Raw genomic sequence first — 22,154 nt, forward strand, 5'->3', positions numbered from 1 at the left:
CTCGCGAAGGCGGTGTATCAGTCAACATCTATCTGGCTGACACACCGCCTTCGCGAGCAAGCCCGCTCCCACAAGGGGATCTACGCCAATCTCGAACTCATAAAAAGAAACCGGAGAAACACCATGTCGTTAAGCGTGTTCGACCTGTTCAAGATCGGCATCGGCCCTTCCAGCTCCCACACGGTTGGCCCGATGCGTGCCGCGGCCCGGTTCGTCGAAGGTCTGCGCCGTGATGACCTGCTCAAGACCACTGCCAGCGTCAAAGTCGAGCTGTATGGCTCCCTCGGTGCCACCGGCAAGGGCCATGGCAGTGACAAGGCCGTGCTGCTGGGCCTGGAAGGCGAGCACCCGGATACCGTGGACACCGAAACAGTCACCGCCCGGCTCCAGGAGATTCGCAGCAGCGGTCGCCTGAACCTGCTCGGCGAACACCCCATCGAATTCAACGAAAAACTGCACCTGGCGATGATCCGCAAACCGTTGGCCTTCCACCCCAACGGCATGATCTTCCGCGCCTTCGATGCCGCCGGGTTGCAAGTGCGCAGCCGCGAGTATTACTCGGTAGGCGGCGGCTTTGTGGTGGACGAAGGCGCCGCCGGTGCCGACCGCATCGTCGAGGATGCAACACCGCTGACCTTCCCGTTCAAGAGCGCCAAGGACCTGCTCGCCCATTGCACCACTTACGGCCTGTCCATCAGCCAGGTGATGCTGACCAACGAAAGTGCCTGGCGCCCCGAAGCCGAAACCCGCGCCGGCCTGCTGAAGATCTGGCAGGTCATGCAGGATTGCGTGGCGGCCGGCTGTCGCAATGAAGGGATCCTGCCGGGCGGGCTGAAGGTCAAGCGACGGGCCGCCGCGCTGCATCGCCAGCTGTGCAAGAACCCCGAAGCGGCATTGCGTGATCCGTTGTCCGTGCTCGACTGGGTCAACCTGTATGCCTTGGCCGTCAACGAAGAAAACGCCTACGGCGGACGCGTTGTCACCGCGCCTACCAACGGCGCGGCAGGCATCGTTCCGGCCGTACTGCATTACTACATGCGCTTCATTCCCGGGGCCAACGAGGATGGCGTGGTGCGGTTCCTGCTGACGGCCGCCGCCATTGGCATCCTCTACAAGGAAAACGCTTCCATTTCCGGCGCCGAAGTCGGCTGCCAGGGCGAAGTCGGCGTGGCCTGTTCCATGGCGGCCGGCGCACTGTGCGAAGTCTTGGGCGGCACCGTGCAACAAGTGGAAAACGCCGCCGAAATCGGCATGGAACACAACCTCGGCCTGACCTGCGACCCCATTGGCGGCCTCGTCCAGGTGCCCTGCATCGAGCGCAACGCCATGGGCTCGGTGAAAGCCATCAACGCGGTGCGCATGGCCATGCGCGGCGACGGGCATCACTTCGTCTCCCTCGACAAAGTCATCCGCACCATGCGCCAGACCGGCGCCGACATGAAAAGCAAATACAAGGAGACCGCCCGCGGCGGTCTGGCGGTCAACATCATCGAATGCTGATACGCGCCACTTTCATTTTCCAGGAGCTGATATGTCCACCGAACAATTGTTGAAAACCCCGCTGCACGCGCTGCACCTTGAGCTGGGCGCGCGCATGGTGCCATTTGCCGGCTACGACATGCCCGTGCAATACCCGCTGGGCGTCATGAAAGAACACCAGCACACCCGTGATCAGGCCGGGCTGTTCGATGTGTCCCACATGGGCCAGATCCGCCTGACCGGCGCCGATGCCGCCAAAGCCCTGGAGACACTGGTGCCGGTGGACATCATCGACCTGCCGGTGGGCATGCAGCGCTACGCCATGTTCACCAACGATAACGGCGGCATCCTTGACGACCTGATGGTCGCCAACCTGGGCAATGACGAACTGATCCTGGTGGTCAACGCCGCCTGCAAGCATCAGGACCTGGCCCACCTGCAAGCGAAAATCGGCGACCGGTGCAGCATCGAACCGCTGTTCGAAGCCCGCGCCCTGCTCGCCCTGCAAGGCCCGGCCGCCGTCAGCGTACTCGCGCGCCTGGCGCCGGACGTGGCGAAAATGACCTTCATGCAGTTCCAGCGCGTCACGCTGCTGGGCGTGGATTGTTTTGTCAGCCGTTCGGGCTACACCGGCGAAGACGGTTTCGAGATTTCCGTGCCGGCCGCCGACGCGGAGAAACTCGCCCGTGCCCTGCTGGCCGAACCGGAAGTCGCGGCCATTGGCCTCGGTGCCCGCGACTCCCTGCGCCTGGAAGCCGGCCTGTGCCTTTATGGCCACGACATGAACACCGAAACCACGCCGATCGAAGCCAGCCTGCTCTGGGCCATTTCCAAAGTACGCCGTGCCGACGGTGCCCGCGCCGGTGGGTTCCCCGGGGCTGAGACCATCTTCGCCCAACAACAGAGCGGCGTCAGCCGCAAACGCGTCGGCCTGTTGCCCCAGGAACGCACACCGGTGCGCGAGGGCGCGGAGATCGTCAACGAAGCTGGCGAGAACATCGGCACCGTATGCAGCGGCGGTTTCGGCCCGACGCTGGGCGGTCCGTTGGCGATGGGCTATCTGGACAGCGCCTACGTGGCAATGGATACACCGGTCTGGGCCATTGTGCGTGGGAAAAAGGTGCCCATGCTTGTAAGCAAAATGCCATTTGTTGCACAGCGCTACTACCGTGGTTGATTGGCTGTTTCTATAAGTAACGCGGTTGCGTTAAACGTGCACTAATGTGTAACGCAACCGCCATAAAAAGGTGCATGTTTGATATTCAACCGGGCTTATAACGTCGCGGAACTATCGGACTAGCCTTTCGAATAAGCCTTCCCCAGCGAAACATCTAAATCGCCAGCAAGCTGAGCAAATCCGGGCCCTTGAGGGGGGTTGTTTTTTCATCGGAAGTTGGCGTAGAGTTTCGTCACTGTGTTTGCATGGGTCGCTTGGATCGTGACCTGGGCAGTAGCCTACGAAGTTAGCTACATCCCGTTCGACGTCATCTTACTTTCCTGCAACCCAGCCCCAGTACTCTTTCGCGTTGAAAGAGGCTGTCATTAATTTAGCGTCAAGGAAATTAAGAAAATGTCTACTCGTCAGAGCGGTACCGTCAAGTGGTTCAACGACGAAAAAGGTTTTGGTTTCATCACCCCTGAAAGCGGTCCGGACCTGTTCGTGCACTTCCGCGCCATCCAGGGCAACGGCTTCAAGAGCCTGAAAGAAGGCCAGAAAGTCACTTTCGTCGCTGTGCAGGGCCAGAAAGGCATGCAGGCTGACGAGGTTCAAGCCGAGGCCTGAGGCTTTCGCAAACTAAAAAGCCCCTGATTGATATCAGGGGCTTTTTTATGGGCGCAAATCCGTAAAATGGCTTCTTTTTTCAGCCGAGGCCGTCATGCCGAAACACCTGCTCACTCCCCAGGGCGATTTTCCACCCGTCGGCCTGGGCCGTCGCCTGGCAGCGATGTTTTATGACTTCCTGCTGTGCACGGCGCTGCTGATCGTGACCGGCGGCGTCTACAAGATGATCCAGATGGCGATCATCGGCGAAGAAAAGATGCGCGCCCTCACTGACGCCGGAGCATTGGACGGTGACCCGCTGCTGTCCACCGTATTGCTCTTCGTGCTGTTCGGTTTCTTCGCCAAGTTCTGGACCCACAACGGCCAGACCCTGGGCATGCAAGTCTGGTGTATTCGCGTGCAGAACGCCGATGGCACGGCCATCAGTCTGTGGCAGGCGCTGTTGCGGTTCGTGGTGTCGATTGCGTCGTTGCTGCTGCTGGGGCTGGGTTTCATCTGGGCGCTGTTCGACAAGCGCAAGCGCGGCTGGCACGACATCTACTCGGATACGCAGCTGGTGCGGATTCCCAAGAAAACCAAGTAAAGGAACAACCACTGGTCTCGTGGCGAGGGAGCTTGCTCCCGCTCGGCTGCGCAGCAGTCGTAAAAGGCCTGTTTGGTTTACCTGAAGATATGCGGTGCTGGCAGGAGGGGGCTGCTTCGCAGCCTAGCGGGAGCAAGCTCCCTCGCCACGAAGGTTTCTCAGGTCTCAATACCTCTCAAAGCTTCAAGCCCTTCAGAGGTCTCAAGACTCCAGGAATCAAGCATTCCCCGCCAACTTCATCCGCGCTGCCTGGGTGAAGTCCAGCATGCGCTTGAGCGGGCGGATGGCCTGAGGGATCAAGGCCGGGTCGACGAAGATCGCGTTGCTCCCGTCCTTCAACGCCTGGAGGGTGCGCTCCAGGGTGTTCATCGCCATCCACGGGCAATGCGCGCAACTGCGGCACGCCGCGCCGTTGCCAGCCGTAGGGGCTTCGATGAAGACTTTGTCGGGGCACAGCTGCTGCATCTTGTAGAAGATGCCGCGGTCGGTGGCGACGATCAGCGTCTTGTTCGGCAAGCTTTGCGCCGCAGCGATCAATTGACTGGTGGAGCCCACGGCATCCGCCAGCTCGATCACCGAGGTCGGCGACTCAGGGTGCACCAGGATCGCGGCGTCCGGGTACAGCGCCTTCATGTCTTCCAGTTGCTTGGACTTGAACTCCTCGTGGACGATGCAGGCACCGTCCCAGAGCAGCATGTCGGCGCCGGTCTTGCGCTGGATGTAGGTCCCCAGGTGCTTGTCCGGGCCCCAGATGATCGTCTCGCCGTTGTCCATCAGGCTCTCGACGATCTCCAGTGCGCAGCTGGACGTCACGACCCAGTCGGCCCGGGCCTTTACCGCCGCCGAAGTGTTGGCGTAGACCACCACGGTACGCTCCGGATGCTGGTCGCAGAACGCCGAGAACTCATCCACCGGGCAGCCCAGGTCTAGGGAACAGGTGGCTTCCAGGGTCGGCATCAGCACGCGTTTTTCAGGATTGAGGATCTTCGCGGTCTCGCCCATGAACTTGACCCCGGCCACCACCACAGTCTTGGCCGGATGGGCGTTGCCGAAGCGGGCCATTTCCAAGGAGTCGGAAACACAGCCCCCGGTCTCCTCGGCCAGGGCCTGGATGATCGGGTCACAGTAGAAATGCGCAACCAGCACCGCGTCCTGAGCCTTGAGCTCGGCGGCGATGGCGGCGCGGTACCAGGCTTCTTGCTCGGCCGTCAGCGGCTTGGGCTGCTTGGCATCGAGGTGGGCCTGGACCAGAAGGCGTTCGGAAATCTGCGTCATGTTCGCAAGACCTATGGGCGCGTTTTGCGCGAAAGTCGAGTATACACCCGGCTCCGGACCACTCGGGTACCGCCGGGAAAGTGGGTATCAATCAGGCACGGGACAGCATGAAGCCGGCAAGGCTACAGAATATCCCGCCGTTACAAAAGATCATTCTGACCTGTGCCCGGCCACTGCAACGCACCCGTTCCCTCGTGGTGCCAAGCTGACTGAAATGTAATCACCCGCCGCGTCCGGCTGTGTCATCTTCTTTTCAACCCGCACAGGGGCCAGCTCCTGTGCCTGCTTTGAATCGAGCGATGGATTTTCAAACGTCATGCAATCGAAAACTTCCCGGCGAACCTTCGTCAAGGGCCTGACTGCCGGCGGCATCCTTGGTGGCCTGGGCTTGTGGCGCTCGCCCGTCTGGGCGATTGCCAGCCCGGGCCAGCCCAACGTACTGAGCGGCACCGAGTTCGACCTGTTCATCGGCGAAAGCCCGGTCAATTTCACCGGCAACCCGCGCACCGCCCAGACCATCAACGGCGGCATTCCCGGGCCGTTGCTGCGCTGGCGTGAGGGCGACACCGTGACCTTGCGCGTACGCAATCGCCTGCAAGACAGCACTTCGATCCATTGGCACGGCATCCTCCTGCCGGCCAACATGGACGGCGTCCCCGGGCTGAGCTTCAAAGGCATCGAGCCCGGCGGCCTGTATGTCTACCAGTTCAAGGTCCGGCAGAACGGCACCTACTGGTACCACAGCCATTCCGGCTTCCAGGAGCAATCCGGGGTCTATGGCCCACTGGTCATCGACGCCAGGGAACCCGAGCCTTTCCAGTACGAGCGGGACTACGTGGTCATGCTCACCGACTGGAGCGATGAAAACCCCACCCAAATCATCCGCAAGCTGAAGAAACAATCGGACTACTACAACTACAACAAACGCACGGTCGGCGACTTCATCGACGATGTCGGCAAGAACGGCTGGGCCGCCACCGTGGCCGATCGCAAGATGTGGGCCGAGATGAAGATGAATCCCACCGACCTGGCCGACGTCAGTGGCGCCACCTACACCTATCTCATGAACGGCCAGGCACCGGACTTGAACTGGACCGGCCTGTTCAAGCCGGGGGAACGCATCCGCTTGCGTTTCATCAATGGCTCGTCGATGACCTATTTCGATGTGCGTATCCCCGGCCTGAAAATGACCGTCGTGGCCTCTGATGGCCAGTACGTCAAACCGGTGAGTGTCGATGAGTTCCGAATTGCCGTGGCGGAAACCTACGACGTCATCATCGAGCCGACGCAGCAAGCCTACACCCTGTTCGCCCAGTCCATGGACCGCACCGGCTACGCCCGCGGCACCCTCGCGACCCGGGCCGGATTGGCGGCGCCGGTACCGCCCCTGGACCCACGGCCGCTGGTGACCATGGACGACATGGGCATGGCCGGCATGGATCACGGATCAATGCGGGGCATGGACCATAGCCAGATGCAGGGCATGGATGACATGACCGGCATGGACCACGGCACCATGCCAGGTATGGGCGGGATGCAAACCCATCCCGAAACGGAGAACGACAATCCGTTGGTGGACATGCAGGCCATGAGCGTCAAACCCAAGCTCGACGACCCAGGCATGGGCCTGCGCAACAATGGCCGCAAAGTGCTGACCTACGCGGACCTGCGCAGCACCTTTGCCGACCCCGACGGCCGCGAGCCGGGCCGCACGATCGAGCTGCACCTGACCGGGCACATGGAAAAATTCGTCTGGTCGTTCAACGGCGTGAAGTTCGGCGACGCCGCGCCGCTGCTGCTCAAGTACGGCGAGCGCCTGCGCATCGTGTTGATCAACGACACCATGATGACCCACCCCATCCACCTGCACGGCATGTGGAGCGACCTGGAAGACGAAAACGGCCAGTTCATGGTGCGCAAGCACACCATCGACGTACCGCCCGGTTCCAGGCGCAGCTATCGAGTGACCGCCGACGCGCTTGGCCGCTGGGCCTATCACTGCCACCTGCTGTTTCACATGGAAATGGGCATGTTCCGCGAAGTCCGGGTACAGGAATGAGGAGCCGACCATGATCAGCCTGTTTAAATCCCCCACCCTGCCCGTGGCTGTGCTTGCCCTCGGCACCAGCCTGTCAGCTTGGGCAGCAAGCGACACGATGCAAGGCATGGATCACAGCCAGATGCCGGGTATGGACCACAGCCAGATGCAAGGCATGGACTCGATGCAGGGCATGGATTCCATGCAAGCCGCGCCCACCAGCAGTCGCACACCGATCCCTGAACTGACCGCCGCTGACCGCGCCGCCGTCTATGAAGACCATGGTGGCCATGCGGTGCACGACAGCGCCATCAACTCATTCTTCCTGATCGACCAGTTGGAGTGGCAAGACGCCGATGACGGCAGCGCCCTTAGCTGGGATGCCTCCGGCTGGATCGGCGGCGACATCGACCGCTTGTGGCTGCGCTCTGAAGGCGAGCGCACCCATGGCAAGACCGAAGAAGCCGAACTCCAGGCCCTCTGGGGCCATGCCATCAGCCCTTGGTGGGATGTGGTGGCCGGCGTGCGCCAGGACTTCAAGCCAGGCGACTCACAGACCTGGGCAGCATTCGGCGTACAAGGCATGGCGCTGTACAACTTCGAAGCCGAGGCCACCGCCTTCATCGGTGAAGATGGCCAGAGCGCGGCGCGCCTGGAGGGCGACTACGACATTCTGCTGACCAATCGGCTGATTCTGCAGCCCACCGCCGAAGCCAACTTCTACGGCAAGAATGACCCTGATCGGGGCGTCGGCTCGGGATTGTCCGACACCGAAGTGGGGCTGCGGCTGCGCTACGAAATCCGCCGTGAGTTCGCCCCGTACGTTGGCGTGACCTGGAACCGCGTCTACGGCAACACCGCCGACTACGCCCGGGACGAAGGCGAAGACCGCAGCGAGGCACGCCTGGTCGTAGGTGTGCGCCTGTGGTTCTGAGGCATTGGCCCTGCTCCATCAATCACTGAAAAACAAGCTGTAGGAGTCCTTGCATGTCATTCATCAAAACCGCTGTCATGGCCGCCGCGCTGTCCACCGGCCTGTTGGCCAGTGGCCTGGCCCAGGCCCATCCGAAACTGCTGTCCTCCAGCCCCGCCGAAGGCGCTGAGGGGGCATCGCCAGGGAAGATCGAGCTGCACTTTTCCGAAAATCTCGTGACCCAATTTTCCGGCGCCAAGCTGATTATGACCGGGATGCCCGGCATGTCGGCGCACGCACCAATGCCCGTGCCAGCCAAGGTTTCCGGCAGCGATGATCCGAAAACCATGGTCATTACTCCCCATGCGCCTCTCACCGCCGGCACCTACCAGGTGCAGTGGCGTGCGGTATCGTCAGACACGCACCCGATCACCGGCAATATCACGTTCAAGGTGAAGTGAGTTGACGAGCGACTCGATCAACATCGCGCTGCGCTTTGCCCTGTACCTGGATCTGATGTTGCTGTTCGGCCTGGCTGCGTTTGGCCTTTACAGCCTGCGAGGTCGGGAGCGGGCGTCAGGCGCGGTGTTGCCTTTCGCGTCGTTGCTGGCGACCACGGCCGTGCTTGGGATGTTGCTCTCCCTGGGCGCCATGGCGTGCATGACCTGGGCCATGAGCGGAGCTTCGGAGTGGGCGGAGCTGTGGCCGCACTTCGAAATGATGGTGCTGGAAACCGATGTCGGTCTGAGCTGGACGCTGCGCATGGCGGCGTTGTTGCTGGCCGGTTTCGCCGTGACGCTTGATAGCCGCTCGCCAACCGTCAGCCTGGTCCTGGCCATGCTGGGCGGAGCCGTGGCTCTGGCGACGCTGGCCTGGGCGGGGCACGGCGCCATGGACGAAGGCGCACGCCGGAGCTGGCATTTCATCAGCGACTTCCTGCACCTGTGGGCAGCGGGTGGCTGGGTCGGAGCCTTGGCCGCGTTTGCCCTGCTGCTTCGGCAGGCCGAACCTCAGCTGGCGGTACTGGCCCGGACCTTGAGCGGATTTGCCACGGCCGGTGCGGTAATTGTGGCAGTCATCGCGGTGACAGGAGTCGCCAATTATCTGTTCATCGTCGGCCCGAACATCGCGGGGTTACTCGACAGCACCTATGGTCAGTTGCTGGTGCTGAAACTCGGCCTGTTCCTGGCCATGCTGGGGTTCGCCGCGCTGAACCGTTTTCACCTGGGCCCGCTGCTGGAACAGGCCCGACAGACCGGCGAGCGCCGAGCCGCGGTGAGGGCCCTGCGGCGCAGCATGCTGCTGGAGCTTTGTGTAGCGGTGGTTATCCTGGGATTGGTGGCGTGGCTGGGGACGTTAAGCCCAGGGATAGGATAGAACCCCTCTCACGGCACTCACCGAACCCGTGGCGAGGGAGCTCGCTCCCGCTGGGGGGCGAAGCCGCCCCAAAACCGCCGCACTCGGTCCACCAGATGCATCGCGTCCATTCTTTTTCAGGTCTGCTTCGCAGCCCAGCGGGAGCAAGCTCCCTCGCCACGAAGGGCAACTGCGTGCGGAATTTGATTATTCGATAAGCCCCGCCGTTTTTCAGTTTGCCCAAAGCAGGTCGCCGTAGCCTAAATGTGCTTCGTCTTAGCCAAGGCCCCATCATGGAAAACATCCAGATCTTGAGCTCCCGCGCCGTCTGGCTGATGGTCAGTATCGTGCTGGTAGCGCTGAACCTGCGGCCCTCGATGGCCGCGGTCGGGCCGCTGCTGTCAGCCATTCGCGACGAGGTGCCCCTGAGTTTCAGCAGCGCTTCACTGCTGACCATGCTGCCCGTCATGGCGATGGGCGTGGCCATGTTCCTGGGCATGCGCATCGCCCTGCGCATCGGTGAACACCGTACCGTCGTCCTGTCGCTGCTGATCATTGGTATCGCCACGGCATCGCGCTTGTATCTGGACAGCGCCGCCGGGTTGGTCACCAGCGCGGTGGTGGCCGGGCTCGGAATCGCCTTGATCCAGGCCGTGATGCCAGCACTGATCAAGGCGCGCTTCTCCGACAGCGTCTCGCTGCTGATGGGCTTGTATGTCACCTCAATCATGGGCGGCGCGGCGCTTGCCGCCTCGTTTTCACCCTTTGTCCTGGCGCAGACCGGCAGTTGGCGCATCGGCCTGGCGATCTGGGCCTTGCTGGCGCTGGTCGCCTTGGGCTGCTGGTGGGTCCAACGCTGGAGCGTCACGCCCCTGCCCCAAGCCGCATCCCAACGCCACCAAGCGTTTTTCGGCAACGCCCGAGCCTGGCTGCTGGCGATTTTTTTTGGCTTGGGCACCGCCTCTTATACTTGCGTATTGGCCTGGCTGGCCCCGTATTACGTGGAAAAAGGCTGGAGCGAACAGCACGCCGGCCTGCTGCTGGGATTTCTCACGACGATGGAGGTGTTGTCCGGCCTCATCACTCCGGCGATCGCCAACCGCAGGCAGGACAAACGTAAAATCCTGTTCGTTCTGCTGGTCATGATCATGGCCGGCTTCTGCGGTCTGATTCTCAATCCGGAGCGCCTCAGCCTGTTATGGCCGAGCCTGTTGGGACTGGGTATCGGCGGGCTGTTCCCCATGAGCCTGATCGTCTCCCTCGATCACCTGGACAACCCACGCCGCGCCGGGGGGCTCACTGCATTCGTGCAGGGCATCGGCTACCTCATCGCCGGGCTGTCGCCGCTGATTGCCGGGATGATCCGCGACCGGCTGGGAAGTTTCGAATGGGCTTGGTGGTCGCTCGTGGCGGTCATCGCGCTGATGATGGTTATGGTATTGCGCCTGGACCCGAAACATTACGCAAAGCACATCCGCTAACGATTTCAGGTAGGAGTTTACAGGTTGAAGCTTTAGCTCTCGCTTCCTGGCGCTACTATACCTGCCAGGAATTTTACCTTGTAAGGGAGCTACGCCTTGTCCGTCAGACCTGACAGAACCTTCGCTGAAGTACTCAAGCACACCGTCAGACGCATTCTTTCCTATTGGACCCAGATCACAGTCACCTTGGGCCTGCTCGCAACAGGGCTAGGGTTCATCACACTGTATCTCTATACCCGCACGATTGGACGAATCGATCTGTTCATGCCGTCCATCGATGTGAAGTCCGCACTGTTGGTCTGGGTCGTACTGGTTCTACTGCTGATGCTCTCGTACCTGTTCATCCTCGGAGCAACAACCTGGATGTTCGGCTGCTCGGTTTCGCTGTTTTCAAACCTGAAGGATAACCAGCCGAGGATCGTTTTTTATCTGGCGTTCCCCACTGTCGTTGGATTTAGCGCATTCATCCTGACCACTTTCTTCCTGCCCGCATTAAACGCATGGGCGACATTCGCGGCGTTACTGGTGGTCGTCTTCGTTGCGTGCTTTCTCATGTACGCCTTCACGCCGTTCAAAAAAATCATCAGGAAAAGCATCCTTGTCCAAGCCAGGCTGGATCGAGCCCGCCTGAAACGCCTGGCGCACCATCAGCAGATAAAGCAAAAAAAACAAAAGCCGCAGAAGGCAGCCCGCGCCCCGAAGGTCCGGCTGCCAAAACGGCTTACTGATTCGTGGCAGGCACTCAAAAACAGGACGACGCCGACGTGGCTACGGATGACAGGAGAATGCCAGCGGCTATGGTCATGGGTATGGGCTCGCAAAGGATTCTGGCTCGTCTCCCTGCTCTCGCTCTCCATATTTGTCACTGTGATCTTCGCCGCTTTTCCAATCCTGTTGACGATACGTTCGTATATGGAGAGGGAAACGCCGGACACCGTCCCCTACGTGGCGGGTCTGTCTTGGTTGACACTCATCTTCACCCTGCTGCCAGTCATCATCTTTTATTGTTTCAAGGGGGACATCTACAGGCGTACCTTCAATGGCCTGATGGCAATGATCCTCGCATTCTGCGCCTTCACAATGCTTTCACCAGGCAGTTTGAGCCACATTACCTATATCGCGGCCGAAGGCTTGTCAGTTCGGCAAAAAACGGCAGAACGATATGCGTTGCCAGAAGACATGGAGCTGCAGGACCTGAGCGCCACCCTGTGGAAAACACGTCAGGTGGCCGCGAAAAAAATAGAAGTCGAGGCGTTCCAGTTGTATTCCTTTGGGGACGTACTGCTGCTGTGCCCAAAAGACATGCTGTCGCTTGAACTCAAGGAGCTGAAAAACTACTCGAAGTTCTGTGTCAGCACGCTCAACAGCAAAGTCGTACGAAAACCTCTGTTGCCGGCATTCGCCAGGAAGGCGCCAAATGAATGGTCCTGCCGGGTACCATCATGGCAAATCCACGCAGGACGTTGGCTAGGTTGGGAAGTGCTGGTTCCAGGTATCCATCGCTCCGCTTGGGGCGAGAAGAAAGCGCCAGACCAGGTCAGGTCATAGCGTATAGCTCGCGCTACTCGTCGCAGAGCTGGCATGCGTCCGCTCTGCGACCGTCCAGCCGCAGCACCTGACTCCTCGCTTCTGCGCGGGGGGATACTTTATTCCAGGCAAAAAAAAATCCGGAAATCCTCACTTACGTGGGCCTTCCAGACTTTTAAAACTACAGAAAATGGTGGGTCGTGTGGGATTCGAACCTACGACCAATTGGTTAAAAGCCAACTGCTCTACCAACTGAGCTAACGACCCTCTGTGTGGTGGCGCGTATAATACTGATTTCTAAGGACTATTCAACACTTAATTTGAAATAAATCAAAAATAAGGGGTTGGATCGCTTACGCCGGCTGCCGCGAAGCCTTCAGCACGCAGACGGCAGCTGTCGCACTTGCCACAAGCACGCCCTTGATCATCGGCCTGATAGCACGAGACGGTAAGGCCGTAGTCCACGCCCAGCTTCACCCCCGCCTTGACGATGTCAGCCTTGCTGAGATTTTGCAGCGGCGCCTGGATACGGAAGCCTTGCCCTTCTACACCGGCCTTGGTCGCCAGGTTGGCCATACGCTCGAAGGCTTCGACGAACTCCGGGCGGCAATCCGGATAACCGGAATAATCCACCGCATTGACACCAATGAAGATGTCACGCGCCCCCAGTACTTCGGCCCAGCCCAACGCCAGGGACAGGAACACGGTATTGCGCGCCGGCACGTAGGTCACCGGAATCCCCTCGCTCGGTGCTTCGGGTACGTCGATGGAACTGTCGGTCAACGCCGAACCGCCGATGCCGTTGAGGTTCAGGCCGATCACCTTGTGTTCGATTACACCCAGGTCTCGTGCCACTCGCTCGGCAGCATGCAGTTCGGCACGGTGGCGCTGGCCATAATCGAAGCTCATGGTGTAGCAGCGATAACCTTCGGCACGGGCCATCGCCACGACGGTCGCCGAGTCCAGGCCACCGGACAGCAGGATGACGGCACGTTTTTCAGAAGTGGTTGACTGTTCAGTCATGTCAGCGCCCCGGCTCGTCGTTCCAAAGATATTTATGCAGCTGCAATTGCAGGCGCACCGGCAAATTGTCCGCTACCACCCAGTCGGCCAGATCCCGGGCGTTCAGGTCATGGTGACTCGGCGAGAACAATACCTCGCCGGCGCGCTGATCGAGTCCGTACTGGATCAGCTTGGACACCGCCCAGTCGTAATCTTCCCGCGAACAGATAACAAATTTGACCTGGTCGTTGGACGTCAACAGCTCCATGTTCTCGTAGCGGTTACGATGCGCCTCCTTCGAACCCGGGGTCTTCAGGTCCACGACACGACTGACGCGCGGATCGACAGCCGAGATATCCAAGGCGCCGCTGGTCTCCAGCGAGACCTCATAGCCGGCATCGCACAGTCGCTTGAGTAAAGGGATGGCATTGGGTTGTGCCAATGGCTCACCGCCAGTGACGCAAACATAGCGCGGACGAAAACCTGCCACTTGTTCGACGAGCTCATCGAGGGTGCGCAAGGTACCGCCGCTGAAGGCGTAGGCGCTGTCGCAGTATTGGCAACGCAGCGGGCAACCGGTGAGGCGCACAAAAACAGTGGGCAACCCGGCCGTCCGCGTTTCACCCTGCAACGAGTAAAAAACTTCGGTAATTCTCAATGTGTCTTGCATAGTCGCCACGGGCGTAACAGCTAAACAGGCTGTCCGCCTCCGTCAGGCACTTCAAGCAACCCCGCCAACGCGTAGATCCCAGGAAGCGTGTTTCAGAAAAAGGGCGTGAATTCTAACGAAAAAACCCGCGACAGGCGCGGGTTTCTTCAAAACGGGTCAAACGGCCTTACATGCGTTGCAGATCGCGCTGGGCCAACTGAGCGGCGGAGGTGCCCGGATATTGGGCCACCACCTGCTGCAGAATGCCTTTTACCTTGTCGGTATGACCGAGGCGGCGCTCGACATCAGCGAGCTTGTACAGCGAATCCGGCACTTTGGCATGCTTGGGATACAGCTGCGAGACCTTGGCGAACGCCTGGCCGGCGCCTTGCAGGTCGCCCTTGGCCAGGTTCACTTCGCCCAGCCAGTATTGGGCATTACCCGAATACTGACTGTTGGGGTATTTACGCAGGAAAGCGCCGAAGGCTTGGCTGGCCTTGTCGAAATCCTTGGCTTTGATCAGGTCGAAGGCCGCATCGTAATAGAGCTTTTCCTTCGCCGGGTCAGCCGGCTCGCCACCGGCGGCAGGTGCTGCCGGGGCACTCGCCCCAGCGCCTGCGGCTGCACCGGGGGCGTTCAAGTCGCCACCGGCTGGAGAATTCTCAGGAGTCGCGGCAGGTGCAACGCCGGTTCCTATGCGCCGATCAAGATCCTGGTATCGCTCCAGGTTTTCCTGCTTCATGCGCGATACTTCGTTTTGCAGAACTTCAATCGCGCCTTGCTGGCGTGAAAGTTGATCCTGCATTTGCTGCAGTTGGTTGAACAGCTCGCCCTGTGCCGAGACAGGGGCCGAAACCCCTCCCCCGGCATAGGCGCCGTTCGTACCGTAACCTGCAGGCGGATAACTGCTCCCGCTATTGTTATAGCCGGCATCGTTATCGACCACAGGAACCGCAGCCCACGCCGCAAGCGGCGCGAGGCTGAGAGCCAGAACAGTTACAGCACGACGGCACGTTCGCATGACGAATTACTTACGCAGTTCGACGCGACGGTTTTGAGCCCAGGACTGCTCGTCGTTGCCGGTAGCAACTGGACGCTCTTCGCCGTAGGAAACCAGTTCCAGCTGAGCTGGGGAAACACCTTGCAGTACCAGGTAGCGCTGAACGGCTTTCGCACGACGCTCGCCCAGTGCCATGTTGTACTCACGAGTACCACGTTCGTCGGTGTTGCCTTCCAGAACAACGCGAGCGCCGTTTGCTTTCAGGTCTTTGGCGTGAACGTCCAGAGCGCGCATGGCTTCTGGCTTCAGGTCCGAGCTGTCGTATTCGAAGTAGAAGGTGGTGATTGCGCGCAGAGCAGCTTCTTCGCTCAGGGAGCCATCAACTGCACCAGTGTTAGCGCCGTAACCAGCGTTTGGATCAACAGCGCCTTCACCGGCGTTGTCGCCGCCTTTGGACGAGCAACCTACAGCTACAGCCATGGCCAGAGCCAGCGCAGCAAATTTACCAAACTTCAGCATTTCCATCGTGAAACTCCTAATGAACCCCAGTGTGTTAAGTAAAACGTATTGCGCCGCGTCAGTTCAGGTAAGGGGACCAGGACGGTTCTCTGACTTCGCCTTGAGCGGTAGGAAGCGGGAGCCTCACGCGTCCATTAATGGACACGAGCATCAAGACTCCCCGGCCCTGCTGGCGGGTGGCGTAGATTACCATGGTGCCGTTGGGCGCAACAGTAGGTGACTCGTCCAGAGTGCTATCAGTGAGGATTTTTACGCTACCGCGCTGCAAATCCTGGGCCGCCACCTTGAAATTGGTGAAACCGTCCTGGCGATGAATCATCACCAGAGTCTTTTCGTCCGCCGAAAGTTTAGGGTTGGCGTTGTAGTTACCGACGAACGTCACGCGCTCGGCACCACCGCCACCGGCGCTGGTCTTGTAGATCTGCGGCTTGCCGCCACGGTCCGAGGTGAAGTAGATAGTCGAGCCATCCTTGCCCCAGAACGGTTCGGTGTTGATGCCCGGGCCGTTGGTCACGCGGGAGATCGAGCGTGAAGCCAGGTTCATCACGTAGATGTCCGGATTGCCATCCTTGGACAGCACGAACGCCAGCCGCGTACCGTCGGGCGACCAGGCAGGCGCGCCGTTCAGGCCTTCGAAGTTGGTGATCTGCTCGCGGCGACCGGTGTCGATGTGTTGAACGAAGATGCGCGGGCGCTTCTGTTCGAACGACACATAGGCGATGCGCTTGCCATCGGGGGCGAAACGCGGCGACAGGATCGGCTCGCGCGATTGCAGCAGGGTCACCGCGCGGGCGCCGTCATAGTCGGAGCGCTGCAGGGTGTAGCGGGTATTTTTCTCGGAGAAGCGTTCGGCGGTCACGTAGAGCATGCGGGTCGAGAACGCGCCCTTGATGCCGGTAAGTTTCTCGAACGACTGGTCGGCGATGTAGTGGGACATGTCACGCAACTGGTCAACGCTGCCCGACACGCTGCCGGTCAGCACTTGCTGCTCGGTGGCGACGTTGAACAGGGCGTACTGCACCTGCAGGCGGCCACCGGCCGGAACGATGCTGCCGACCATGATGTACTGGGCGCCAAGAGCCTTCCAGTCGCGGTAGATGACTTCGCTGGCCTGGGTCGGCAGGCTGATCATGTTCTGCTTGGGAATCGGCGCGTAGTAGCCCGAGTTGCGCAGGTCGTTGCCGATGATTTCCGCCATGTCGTCCGGCAGGACGCTGCCGCCCTGCCAACCGAACGGAACGACGGCGATCGGGGTCGCACGGTCGCTGCCGCTGGTGACCAGGATGTTCTTTTCCTCTGCTACCGCTATCCCTGCCAGGCAGCAGATAACGACAAGCATTGATCGAAGAAGGTTTCTCACAAGGCTAGATCCTCAGGTGTGAATGTCATCTTGAACGAACGATAGGGAGCAAAATCGCTCGGCTTCATTCCTTGCATTTCCGTCAATCGCCCAATGTTCTTGACCGCCGCGACCGCCGAAGCGTCGAACGGACCATCGCCACTGGACTTGGCCACGCTGACCGAGGTAACCGTACCGTCGGGCAACATGCCGATTTGTAATACTACCGTCATGCCTTTGCGCGCCGAAGGAGGACGAGCCCAGCCTTCCGCCGCCCGGGCGCGAATCAGATCGTCGAAGCTGCCGGCGACTTCATCGCCCTGCTCGTCGGCCAAGGCCTGCTGACGCTCCGGCGTGTCGGAAAGCAAATCTGCCAGGGCCTGGGCCTTTTTCTCTTCGGCGGATTTACGCGCTGCGTCCTGGGCCTTCTTCTTGGCGGCGTCGGCGGCGGCTTTCTTCTTCGCGTCTTCGGCGACTTTCTTTTTCGCCTCTTCAGCTTCAGCTTTCTTCTTGGCGTCTTCGGCCGCTTTTTTCTTCGCGTCCTCGACAATCTTTTTCTTCGCTTCTTCAGCGGCCGCTTTCTTGGCCTCTTCTTCAGCGGCTTTCTTGGCTTCTTCTTCGGCTTTCTTCTTGGCTATATCAGCCAATTGTTTCTCTTCTGCCTTTTTCGCTTCGGCGGTTTTCTTCGCCTCGTCGGCTTTCTTGGCTTCGTCGGCCTTTTTGGCCTCGTCCGCTTTTTTCGCCTCATCGGCCTTCTTGGCTTCTTCGGCCTTTTGAGCAGCTTCCTCTTTCTTTTGTTCCGCTGCTCTCACCGCTTCCTGCTCGACCTTCTTCTGCTCCATCTGCTCGACTTCGGTCTGGCGCGCGGCGGATTTCTTCGCCTCGCCGGCAAGCTTCTGGTTGGTCTGCGTGGTGGCCTGGCTTTTCGATTTGAGCTGGTACAGGGTCGCCTGCACGATCGGCTTGGCCGGCGGCAGCTCCGGTGTCATGGCAAAACTGACGAACAGCATGCCGAATACCAGCACATGCAGGCCGATTGCCAGGACACTAGGCCAGAAGTAGCTTTCCGAGGCGGACGGCTCTCGCTGTTGCTGCATCAGGGCGCCTCGGTGATCAAGCCAACATTACCGACCCCGGCTTTCTGCAGGCCGCCCATGGCGCCCATCACGGCACCGTAGTCGACGGTCTTGTCGCCGCGAATGAAGACCTGGGTGCGCTTGCCGTTGCTGTTGCCGGCATTGATGATCTTGGTCACCGCATCGGTCATCTGCGGCAGGGTCATGGCCCGGTCCTGCTGCTTCTCGGTGTCGACTTCGCTGCCAAGGTTCCAGTAATAGGTCTTGTCGGCCTTGATCGAAATGGTCAGGACCTGGGTGTTGTTGTCCTGCGGCAAGGCTTCGCTGGAAACCTTGGGCAGATCGACCTTCACGCCCTGATTGAGCATCGGCGCGGTCACCATGAAGATGACCAGCAGCACCAGCATCACGTCGATGTAGGGCACCACGTTCATCTCGGCAACCGGCTTGCGCTTGTTTCGGGCTCGAGCGATTAAAGCCATCGGGAAATACCTGCTTATTCTTCGCTGGTGTGCACTTTGCGGTGCAGGATCGCCTGGAATTCATCGGCGAAGGTGTAGTAACGGCTGGTCAGCGTTTCGCTGCGAGCCGCGAAGCGGTTGTAGGCGATCACGGCCGGAATCGCCGCGAACAGGCCGATGGCGGTGGCGATCAGCGCCTCGGCGATACCCGGGGCTACGGTGGCCAGGGTCGCCTGCTGGGCGGAAGCCAGCCCACGGAACGAGTTCATGATCCCCCACACGGTACCGAACAGGCCGATGTACGGACTGACCGAACCGACGGTAGCCAGGTACGGCAGGCCCTGTTCGAGTTTTTCTTCCTCGCGGGATATGGCGACGCGCATGGCGCGGGCCACACCTTCCATCACCGCTTCAGGGTCTACGCCCGGCTGCTGGCGCAGACGGGAGAATTCCTTGAAGCCGGCACGGAAGATCTGCTCGACGCCGGAATCCGGGTCCGGATTGCTGCCGGCCTGGCGATAGAGTTTGGACAGGTCGATGCCGGACCAGAAGCGCTCTTCGAAGCTCTCCAGGGCACGGCGACCGGCACGCAGCATGTTGCTGCGCTGAAAAATCATGATCCATGAGGTCACCGATGCGGCTACCAGGATCAGCATTACCAGTTGCACCACGACGCTGGCATTGCTGACCAGGCTCCACATGGAGGAATGGTCGACGACGTTAGCTTCCACGCTTTATCTCCTGCTCTGAGTGTGTACCCGCGCCGCTCACGCCGGCAAAGGCCGCGCGTAAAGCTTCGGGAATGGCCCGGGGTTTCAAACTATGGGTGCGCACACAGGCCACCAAAAACTGCCCTTCGCAGAGCAGCACATTATCCACAGCCCGCCTGACCTGCTGTTTGAAGCGCAGGCTGACGCGGTTCAATTCGATGACATCGGCAGTCACCACCAGCTCGTCGTCCAGTCGCGCCGGCGCGTGGTAGCGCGCTTCGCTGGAATGCACGACGAATAACAGGTCCTCCCCTGCCAGCGCGGATTGGGCAAAACCCAGTTCCCGCAGCCGTTCGGTTCGAGCCCGTTCCATAAACTTGAGGTAATTGACGTAGTAAACGATGCCGCCGGCATCGGTGTCCTCGTAATAAACGCGACAGCGATGTGCGAACGACTCAAGCCCGTTTTGCGCGCGCATACTCTAGTGCTTACTCCTCGGGTTGCCAATCCGGCCAGGCAACTGTTTTTTCATTCTTGAACGCATTGACGCTCCAGGCGTGGTCTGGGACAGCACGAAGCGGAAAAAAGTCGGGATACAGAGCGGGTTCAATCGTCCACCGCATCGAGAAATTCGTCTACCACCGGCATCTCACCCATTCGTGTCGGGATGTTTAAGCCGAAGTGCAGATAAGCATGACGGGTCACCACGCGTCCGCGGGGCGTGCGCATGATATAGCCCTGCTGGATCAGGTACGGTTCCAGCACGTCCTCGATGGTGTGGCGCTCTTCGCTGATGGCGGCCGCCAGGCTGTCCACGCCCACCGGGCCACCGTCGAATTTCTCGATCATGGTCAGCAGCAGGCGCCGGTCCTGGTGGTCGAAGCCGCGCTCGTCGATGTCCAGCAGGTTCAAGGCCAGATCGGCGATCGGCTTGGTGATGTGCCCCTTGGCCCGCACTTCGGCAAAGTCGCGGACCCGACGCAGGAGGCGGTTGGCGATCCGCGGCGTCCCCCGCGCCCGACGAGCGATCTCATAAGCGCCGTCAGGGTCCAGCGGCAACCCGAGGATGCCCGCCGAACGGCTGACAATTGTCGCCAGGTCGGCGTTGTTGTAGAACTCCAGGCGCTGGACGATACCGAACCGGTCGCGCAGCGGGTTGGTCAACATCCCGGCGCGGGTGGTGGCGCCCACCAGGGTAAAGGGCGGCAGGTCCAGCTTGATGGAGCGCGCCGCCGGCCCTTCGCCGATCATGATGTCGAGCTGGAAATCCTCCATGGCCGGGTACAGTACTTCCTCGACGATCGGCGACAACCGATGGATTTCGTCGATGAACAGCACATCATGCGGCTCCAGATTGGTCAGCAGCGCCGCCAGGTCACCCGGCCGTTCGAGAACCGGGCCGGACGTGCTCTTGATCGACACGCCCATTTCCTGGGCAATGATGTTGGCCAGGGTGGTCTTGCCCAGGCCCGGCGGGCCGAAGATAAGCGTGTGGTCCAGCGACTCGCTGCGCCCGCGGGCCGCCTGGATGAACAGCTCCATCTGCTCGCGCACGGTCGGCTGGCCAATATAGTCGGCGAGGCTGACGGGGCGGATCGCACGGTCCTGGATTTCCTCGCGGTCACGGGGTGCGCCCGTGGCGGCGATCAGACGATCGGCTTCAATCACTTAAATCATTCCCTTCAGGGCACGGCGAATCATGTCTTCGGTACTCAAGCCTTTTTCCTTGATCGTGGAGATCGCCTTGCTGGCTTCCTGCGGCTTATAGCCCAGGGAAATCAGCGCGGTGACCGCATCGTTTTCAGCGCTGACCGCAGGCATGGGCGCATCCGGCTGGTTCGGCACCAGGGCGAACATTGCCGGCACCGTTTCCCAGGCCTTGAAGCGATCCTTGAGCTCGACCAACAGGCGCTCGGCGGTTTTCTTGCCGACCCCCGGCACCTTGGTCAGGGCCGAGGTGTCCTGGGATTGCACGCAACGAATCAGCTCATCGACTTCCAGGCTGGACATCAAGGCCAGCGCCAGCTTCGGGCCGACGCCATTGAGCCGGATCAGCTCGCGAAAGAAATCCCGCTCGCGCTTGGCGAAGAAACCATAGAGTAACTGCGCATCTTCACGCACGACCAGATGAGTGTGCAGCGTCAGTGGCTCACCGACCGACGGCAAGCGATACAGGGTGGTCATGGGCACTTCCAGCTCATAACCGAGGCCGTTTACATCCAGAATCAGGTGCGGCGGCTGTTTTTCAGCCAGGGTGCCGCGCAAGCGTCCAATCACGTTTCAGATCCTTGGGCGTTGGCCAGCCCGCTGGCTGGCGAATAACAGCCCAGGCAGGAAGGCCGACGACACAGGCGCAACTTGCATGGGCTGATGAATGAATGCGCTGATGCTATCAGAGACGCAGGCGCCCGCCACGACTGCGTGCGCTTCCCAGACCATGAGGCAGCAGGCTGGAACGGGTATGGGCATGGCAAATGGCGATGGCCAGGGCGTCGGAGGCGTCGATCTGCGGCTTGCTGACCAGTTTCAACAGGTGCATCACCATCATCTGCACCTGTTCCTTGTTTGCCGCGCCTGTGCCTACCACGGCCTGCTTGACCTGGGTCGCGGTGTATTCGGCGATCTCCAGGTTTTCCTCGGCGCCGGCCACAATGGCCGCGCCGCGGGCCTGCCCCAGCTTCAGGGCGGAATCGGCGTTGCGGGCCATGAAGACCTTTTCGATGCCCATGGTCACCGGGCCGTAGGTCTGGATCACTTCGCGCACGCCGCGATAAACGATCTGCAAGCGCTCGTGCAACTCGCCCGCACCGGTGCGGATACAGCCGGAAGCAACGTACACGCAGCCACGCCCGGTATCGCGAACCACGCCGTAGCCGGTGATGCGCGAACCGGGGTCGATACCAAGGATTAAAGTCATAACGCCTGCGGCTTGAAGGAGGTTACCTGGAACGGTGAGAGCGAGC

General features: G+C 60.5%; 23 protein-coding genes and 1 tRNA gene. 10 read left to right on the forward strand and 14 right to left on the reverse strand.

Annotated elements, in window-relative coordinates:
* The first annotated feature begins 123 nt into the window (after positions 1-123).
* The 4 genes from J3P89_RS22480 to J3P89_RS22495 all read left to right on the forward strand — a co-directional run bounded on the left by J3P89_RS22480 (position 124) and on the right by J3P89_RS22495 (position 3,845).
* Positions 124-1,500 carry an L-serine ammonia-lyase gene (locus tag J3P89_RS22480; protein ID WP_434695691.1) on the forward strand — a complete coding sequence of 459 codons (1,377 nt, stop codon included), beginning with the start codon at positions 124-126 and terminating at the stop codon, positions 1,498-1,500.
* Between the two features lie 31 nt (positions 1,501-1,531).
* Positions 1,532-2,656 (forward strand): glycine cleavage system aminomethyltransferase GcvT, encoded by a 1,125-nt coding sequence (gcvT, locus tag J3P89_RS22485; RefSeq protein WP_434695693.1) that lies wholly within the window; start codon positions 1,532-1,534, stop codon positions 2,654-2,656.
* A 393-nt stretch (positions 2,657-3,049) separates the two neighbouring features.
* Positions 3,050-3,262 carry a cold-shock protein gene (locus tag J3P89_RS22490; protein ID WP_003227496.1) on the forward strand — a complete coding sequence of 71 codons (213 nt, stop codon included), beginning with the start codon at positions 3,050-3,052 and terminating at the stop codon, positions 3,260-3,262.
* A 94-nt stretch (positions 3,263-3,356) separates the two neighbouring features.
* Positions 3,357-3,845 (forward strand): RDD family protein, encoded by a 489-nt coding sequence (locus tag J3P89_RS22495; protein ID WP_434569619.1) that lies wholly within the window; start codon positions 3,357-3,359, stop codon positions 3,843-3,845.
* A gap of 216 nt (positions 3,846-4,061) precedes the next feature.
* Here the strand turns inward: J3P89_RS22495 and nadA are convergent, their stop codons facing one another.
* Positions 4,062-5,120 (reverse strand): quinolinate synthase NadA, encoded by a 1,059-nt coding sequence (nadA, locus tag J3P89_RS22500; RefSeq protein ID WP_434695695.1) that lies wholly within the window; start codon positions 5,118-5,120, stop codon positions 4,062-4,064.
* A gap of 316 nt (positions 5,121-5,436) precedes the next feature.
* On the opposite strand from nadA, the gene J3P89_RS22505 reads away from it, so the two are divergent.
* The 6 genes from J3P89_RS22505 to J3P89_RS22530 all read left to right on the forward strand — a co-directional run bounded on the left by J3P89_RS22505 (position 5,437) and on the right by J3P89_RS22530 (position 12,456).
* Positions 5,437-7,179 (forward strand): copper resistance system multicopper oxidase, encoded by a 1,743-nt coding sequence (locus J3P89_RS22505; protein WP_434695696.1) that lies wholly within the window; start codon positions 5,437-5,439, stop codon positions 7,177-7,179.
* 10 nt (positions 7,180-7,189) lie between these two features.
* Complete coding sequence (locus J3P89_RS22510; protein ID WP_434695697.1) at positions 7,190-8,092, forward strand: copper resistance protein B; 903 nt, start codon at positions 7,190-7,192, stop codon at positions 8,090-8,092.
* A 53-nt stretch (positions 8,093-8,145) separates the two neighbouring features.
* A complete protein-coding gene (gene copC, locus J3P89_RS22515; protein WP_434695698.1) occupies positions 8,146-8,532 on the forward strand; it encodes a copper homeostasis periplasmic binding protein CopC in 387 nt (128 codons plus the stop codon).
* Position 8,533: 1 nt separating this feature from the next.
* Positions 8,534-9,448 (forward strand): copper homeostasis membrane protein CopD, encoded by a 915-nt coding sequence (gene copD, locus J3P89_RS22520; RefSeq protein WP_434695699.1) that lies wholly within the window; start codon positions 8,534-8,536, stop codon positions 9,446-9,448.
* A 272-nt stretch (positions 9,449-9,720) separates the two neighbouring features.
* Positions 9,721-10,908, forward strand: coding sequence for a cyanate transporter (locus J3P89_RS22525; protein WP_434695700.1), 1,188 nt, complete (start codon positions 9,721-9,723; stop codon positions 10,906-10,908).
* Between the two features lie 96 nt (positions 10,909-11,004).
* Positions 11,005-12,456 carry a hypothetical protein gene (locus J3P89_RS22530; RefSeq protein WP_434695701.1) on the forward strand — a complete coding sequence of 484 codons (1,452 nt, stop codon included), beginning with the start codon at positions 11,005-11,007 and terminating at the stop codon, positions 12,454-12,456.
* Positions 12,457-12,626: 170 nt separating this feature from the next.
* Here the strand turns inward: J3P89_RS22530 and J3P89_RS22535 are convergent.
* From J3P89_RS22535 to ruvC, 13 genes are all read right to left on the reverse strand, one after another.
* A tRNA-Lys gene (locus J3P89_RS22535) sits at positions 12,627-12,702 on the reverse strand.
* A gap of 63 nt (positions 12,703-12,765) precedes the next feature.
* Positions 12,766-13,458: a 7-cyano-7-deazaguanine synthase QueC gene (gene queC, locus J3P89_RS22540; protein WP_305496390.1), complete on the reverse strand. Its 693-nt coding sequence runs from the start codon at positions 13,456-13,458 to the stop codon at positions 12,766-12,768.
* Between the two features lies 1 nt (position 13,459).
* Positions 13,460-14,107: a 7-carboxy-7-deazaguanine synthase QueE gene (gene queE, locus J3P89_RS22545; RefSeq protein ID WP_434695702.1), complete on the reverse strand. Its 648-nt coding sequence runs from the start codon at positions 14,105-14,107 to the stop codon at positions 13,460-13,462.
* A 166-nt stretch (positions 14,108-14,273) separates the two neighbouring features.
* Positions 14,274-15,107, reverse strand: a complete 834-nt coding sequence (gene ybgF, locus J3P89_RS22550; RefSeq protein ID WP_434569627.1) for a tol-pal system protein YbgF — start codon at positions 15,105-15,107, stop codon at positions 14,274-14,276.
* A gap of 6 nt (positions 15,108-15,113) precedes the next feature.
* Positions 15,114-15,611, reverse strand: coding sequence for a peptidoglycan-associated lipoprotein Pal (gene pal, locus J3P89_RS22555; protein WP_003178634.1), 498 nt, complete (start codon positions 15,609-15,611; stop codon positions 15,114-15,116).
* A gap of 52 nt (positions 15,612-15,663) precedes the next feature.
* Positions 15,664-16,965, reverse strand: coding sequence for a Tol-Pal system beta propeller repeat protein TolB (tolB, locus tag J3P89_RS22560; RefSeq protein ID WP_370870988.1), 1,302 nt, complete (start codon positions 16,963-16,965; stop codon positions 15,664-15,666).
* Complete coding sequence (gene tolA / locus J3P89_RS22565) at positions 16,962-18,041, reverse strand: cell envelope integrity protein TolA (protein WP_186611664.1); 1,080 nt, start codon at positions 18,039-18,041, stop codon at positions 16,962-16,964. Before tolA ends, tolB begins: the two co-directional genes overlap by 4 nt.
* Complete coding sequence (gene tolR / locus J3P89_RS22570; RefSeq protein WP_162254906.1) at positions 18,041-18,493, reverse strand: protein TolR; 453 nt, start codon at positions 18,491-18,493, stop codon at positions 18,041-18,043. The genes tolA and tolR overlap by 1 nt, the downstream gene beginning before the upstream one ends.
* Before the next feature lie 23 nt (positions 18,494-18,516).
* Positions 18,517-19,212, reverse strand: a complete 696-nt coding sequence (tolQ, locus tag J3P89_RS22575; protein ID WP_305496399.1) for a protein TolQ — start codon at positions 19,210-19,212, stop codon at positions 18,517-18,519.
* Positions 19,202-19,669 (reverse strand): tol-pal system-associated acyl-CoA thioesterase, encoded by a 468-nt coding sequence (gene ybgC / locus J3P89_RS22580; RefSeq protein WP_434695703.1) that lies wholly within the window; start codon positions 19,667-19,669, stop codon positions 19,202-19,204. The genes tolQ and ybgC overlap by 11 nt, the downstream gene beginning before the upstream one ends.
* A gap of 128 nt (positions 19,670-19,797) precedes the next feature.
* Positions 19,798-20,859 (reverse strand): Holliday junction branch migration DNA helicase RuvB, encoded by a 1,062-nt coding sequence (gene ruvB, locus J3P89_RS22585; RefSeq protein WP_003178599.1) that lies wholly within the window; start codon positions 20,857-20,859, stop codon positions 19,798-19,800.
* Positions 20,860-21,468 carry a Holliday junction branch migration protein RuvA gene (ruvA, locus tag J3P89_RS22590; protein WP_434695704.1) on the reverse strand — a complete coding sequence of 203 codons (609 nt, stop codon included), beginning with the start codon at positions 21,466-21,468 and terminating at the stop codon, positions 20,860-20,862. It abuts the gene before it with no gap.
* Between the two features lie 115 nt (positions 21,469-21,583).
* Positions 21,584-22,108, reverse strand: coding sequence for a crossover junction endodeoxyribonuclease RuvC (ruvC, locus tag J3P89_RS22595; protein ID WP_305496403.1), 525 nt, complete (start codon positions 22,106-22,108; stop codon positions 21,584-21,586).
* Positions 22,109-22,154 lie beyond the last annotated feature (46 nt).

This window comes from Pseudomonas sp. Z1-14 (genome assembly GCF_051132005.1).
Taxonomy (GTDB): domain Bacteria; phylum Pseudomonadota; class Gammaproteobacteria; order Pseudomonadales; family Pseudomonadaceae; genus Aquipseudomonas.

What these genes read in the sequence shown, in the direction of transcription:
- J3P89_RS22480 (WP_434695691.1), top strand. Translation starts at nt 124, where the DNA reads ATGTCGTTAAGCGTGTTCGACCTGTTCAAGATCGGCATCGGCCCTTCC.
- gcvT (WP_434695693.1), top strand. Translation starts at nt 1,532, where the DNA reads ATGTCCACCGAACAATTGTTGAAAACCCCGCTGCACGCGCTGCACCTT.
- J3P89_RS22490 (WP_003227496.1), top strand. Translation starts at nt 3,050, where the DNA reads ATGTCTACTCGTCAGAGCGGTACCGTCAAGTGGTTCAACGACGAAAAA.
- J3P89_RS22495 (WP_434569619.1), top strand. Translation starts at nt 3,357, where the DNA reads ATGCCGAAACACCTGCTCACTCCCCAGGGCGATTTTCCACCCGTCGGC.
- nadA (WP_434695695.1), bottom strand. Translation starts at nt 5,120, where the DNA reads ATGACGCAGATTTCCGAACGCCTTCTGGTCCAGGCCCACCTCGATGCC.
- J3P89_RS22505 (WP_434695696.1), top strand. Translation starts at nt 5,437, where the DNA reads ATGCAATCGAAAACTTCCCGGCGAACCTTCGTCAAGGGCCTGACTGCC.
- J3P89_RS22510 (WP_434695697.1), top strand. Translation starts at nt 7,190, where the DNA reads ATGATCAGCCTGTTTAAATCCCCCACCCTGCCCGTGGCTGTGCTTGCC.
- copC (WP_434695698.1), top strand. Translation starts at nt 8,146, where the DNA reads ATGTCATTCATCAAAACCGCTGTCATGGCCGCCGCGCTGTCCACCGGC.
- J3P89_RS22525 (WP_434695700.1), top strand. Translation starts at nt 9,721, where the DNA reads ATGGAAAACATCCAGATCTTGAGCTCCCGCGCCGTCTGGCTGATGGTC.
- queC (WP_305496390.1), bottom strand. Translation starts at nt 13,458, where the DNA reads ATGACTGAACAGTCAACCACTTCTGAAAAACGTGCCGTCATCCTGCTG.
- queE (WP_434695702.1), bottom strand. Translation starts at nt 14,107, where the DNA reads ATGCAAGACACATTGAGAATTACCGAAGTTTTTTACTCGTTGCAGGGT.
- ybgF (WP_434569627.1), bottom strand. Translation starts at nt 15,107, where the DNA reads ATGCGAACGTGCCGTCGTGCTGTAACTGTTCTGGCTCTCAGCCTCGCG.
- pal (WP_003178634.1), bottom strand. Translation starts at nt 15,611, where the DNA reads ATGGAAATGCTGAAGTTTGGTAAATTTGCTGCGCTGGCTCTGGCCATG.
- tolA (WP_186611664.1), bottom strand. Translation starts at nt 18,041, where the DNA reads ATGCAGCAACAGCGAGAGCCGTCCGCCTCGGAAAGCTACTTCTGGCCT.
- ybgC (WP_434695703.1), bottom strand. Translation starts at nt 19,669, where the DNA reads ATGCGCGCGCAAAACGGGCTTGAGTCGTTCGCACATCGCTGTCGCGTT.
- ruvC (WP_305496403.1), bottom strand. Translation starts at nt 22,108, where the DNA reads ATGACTTTAATCCTTGGTATCGACCCCGGTTCGCGCATCACCGGCTAC.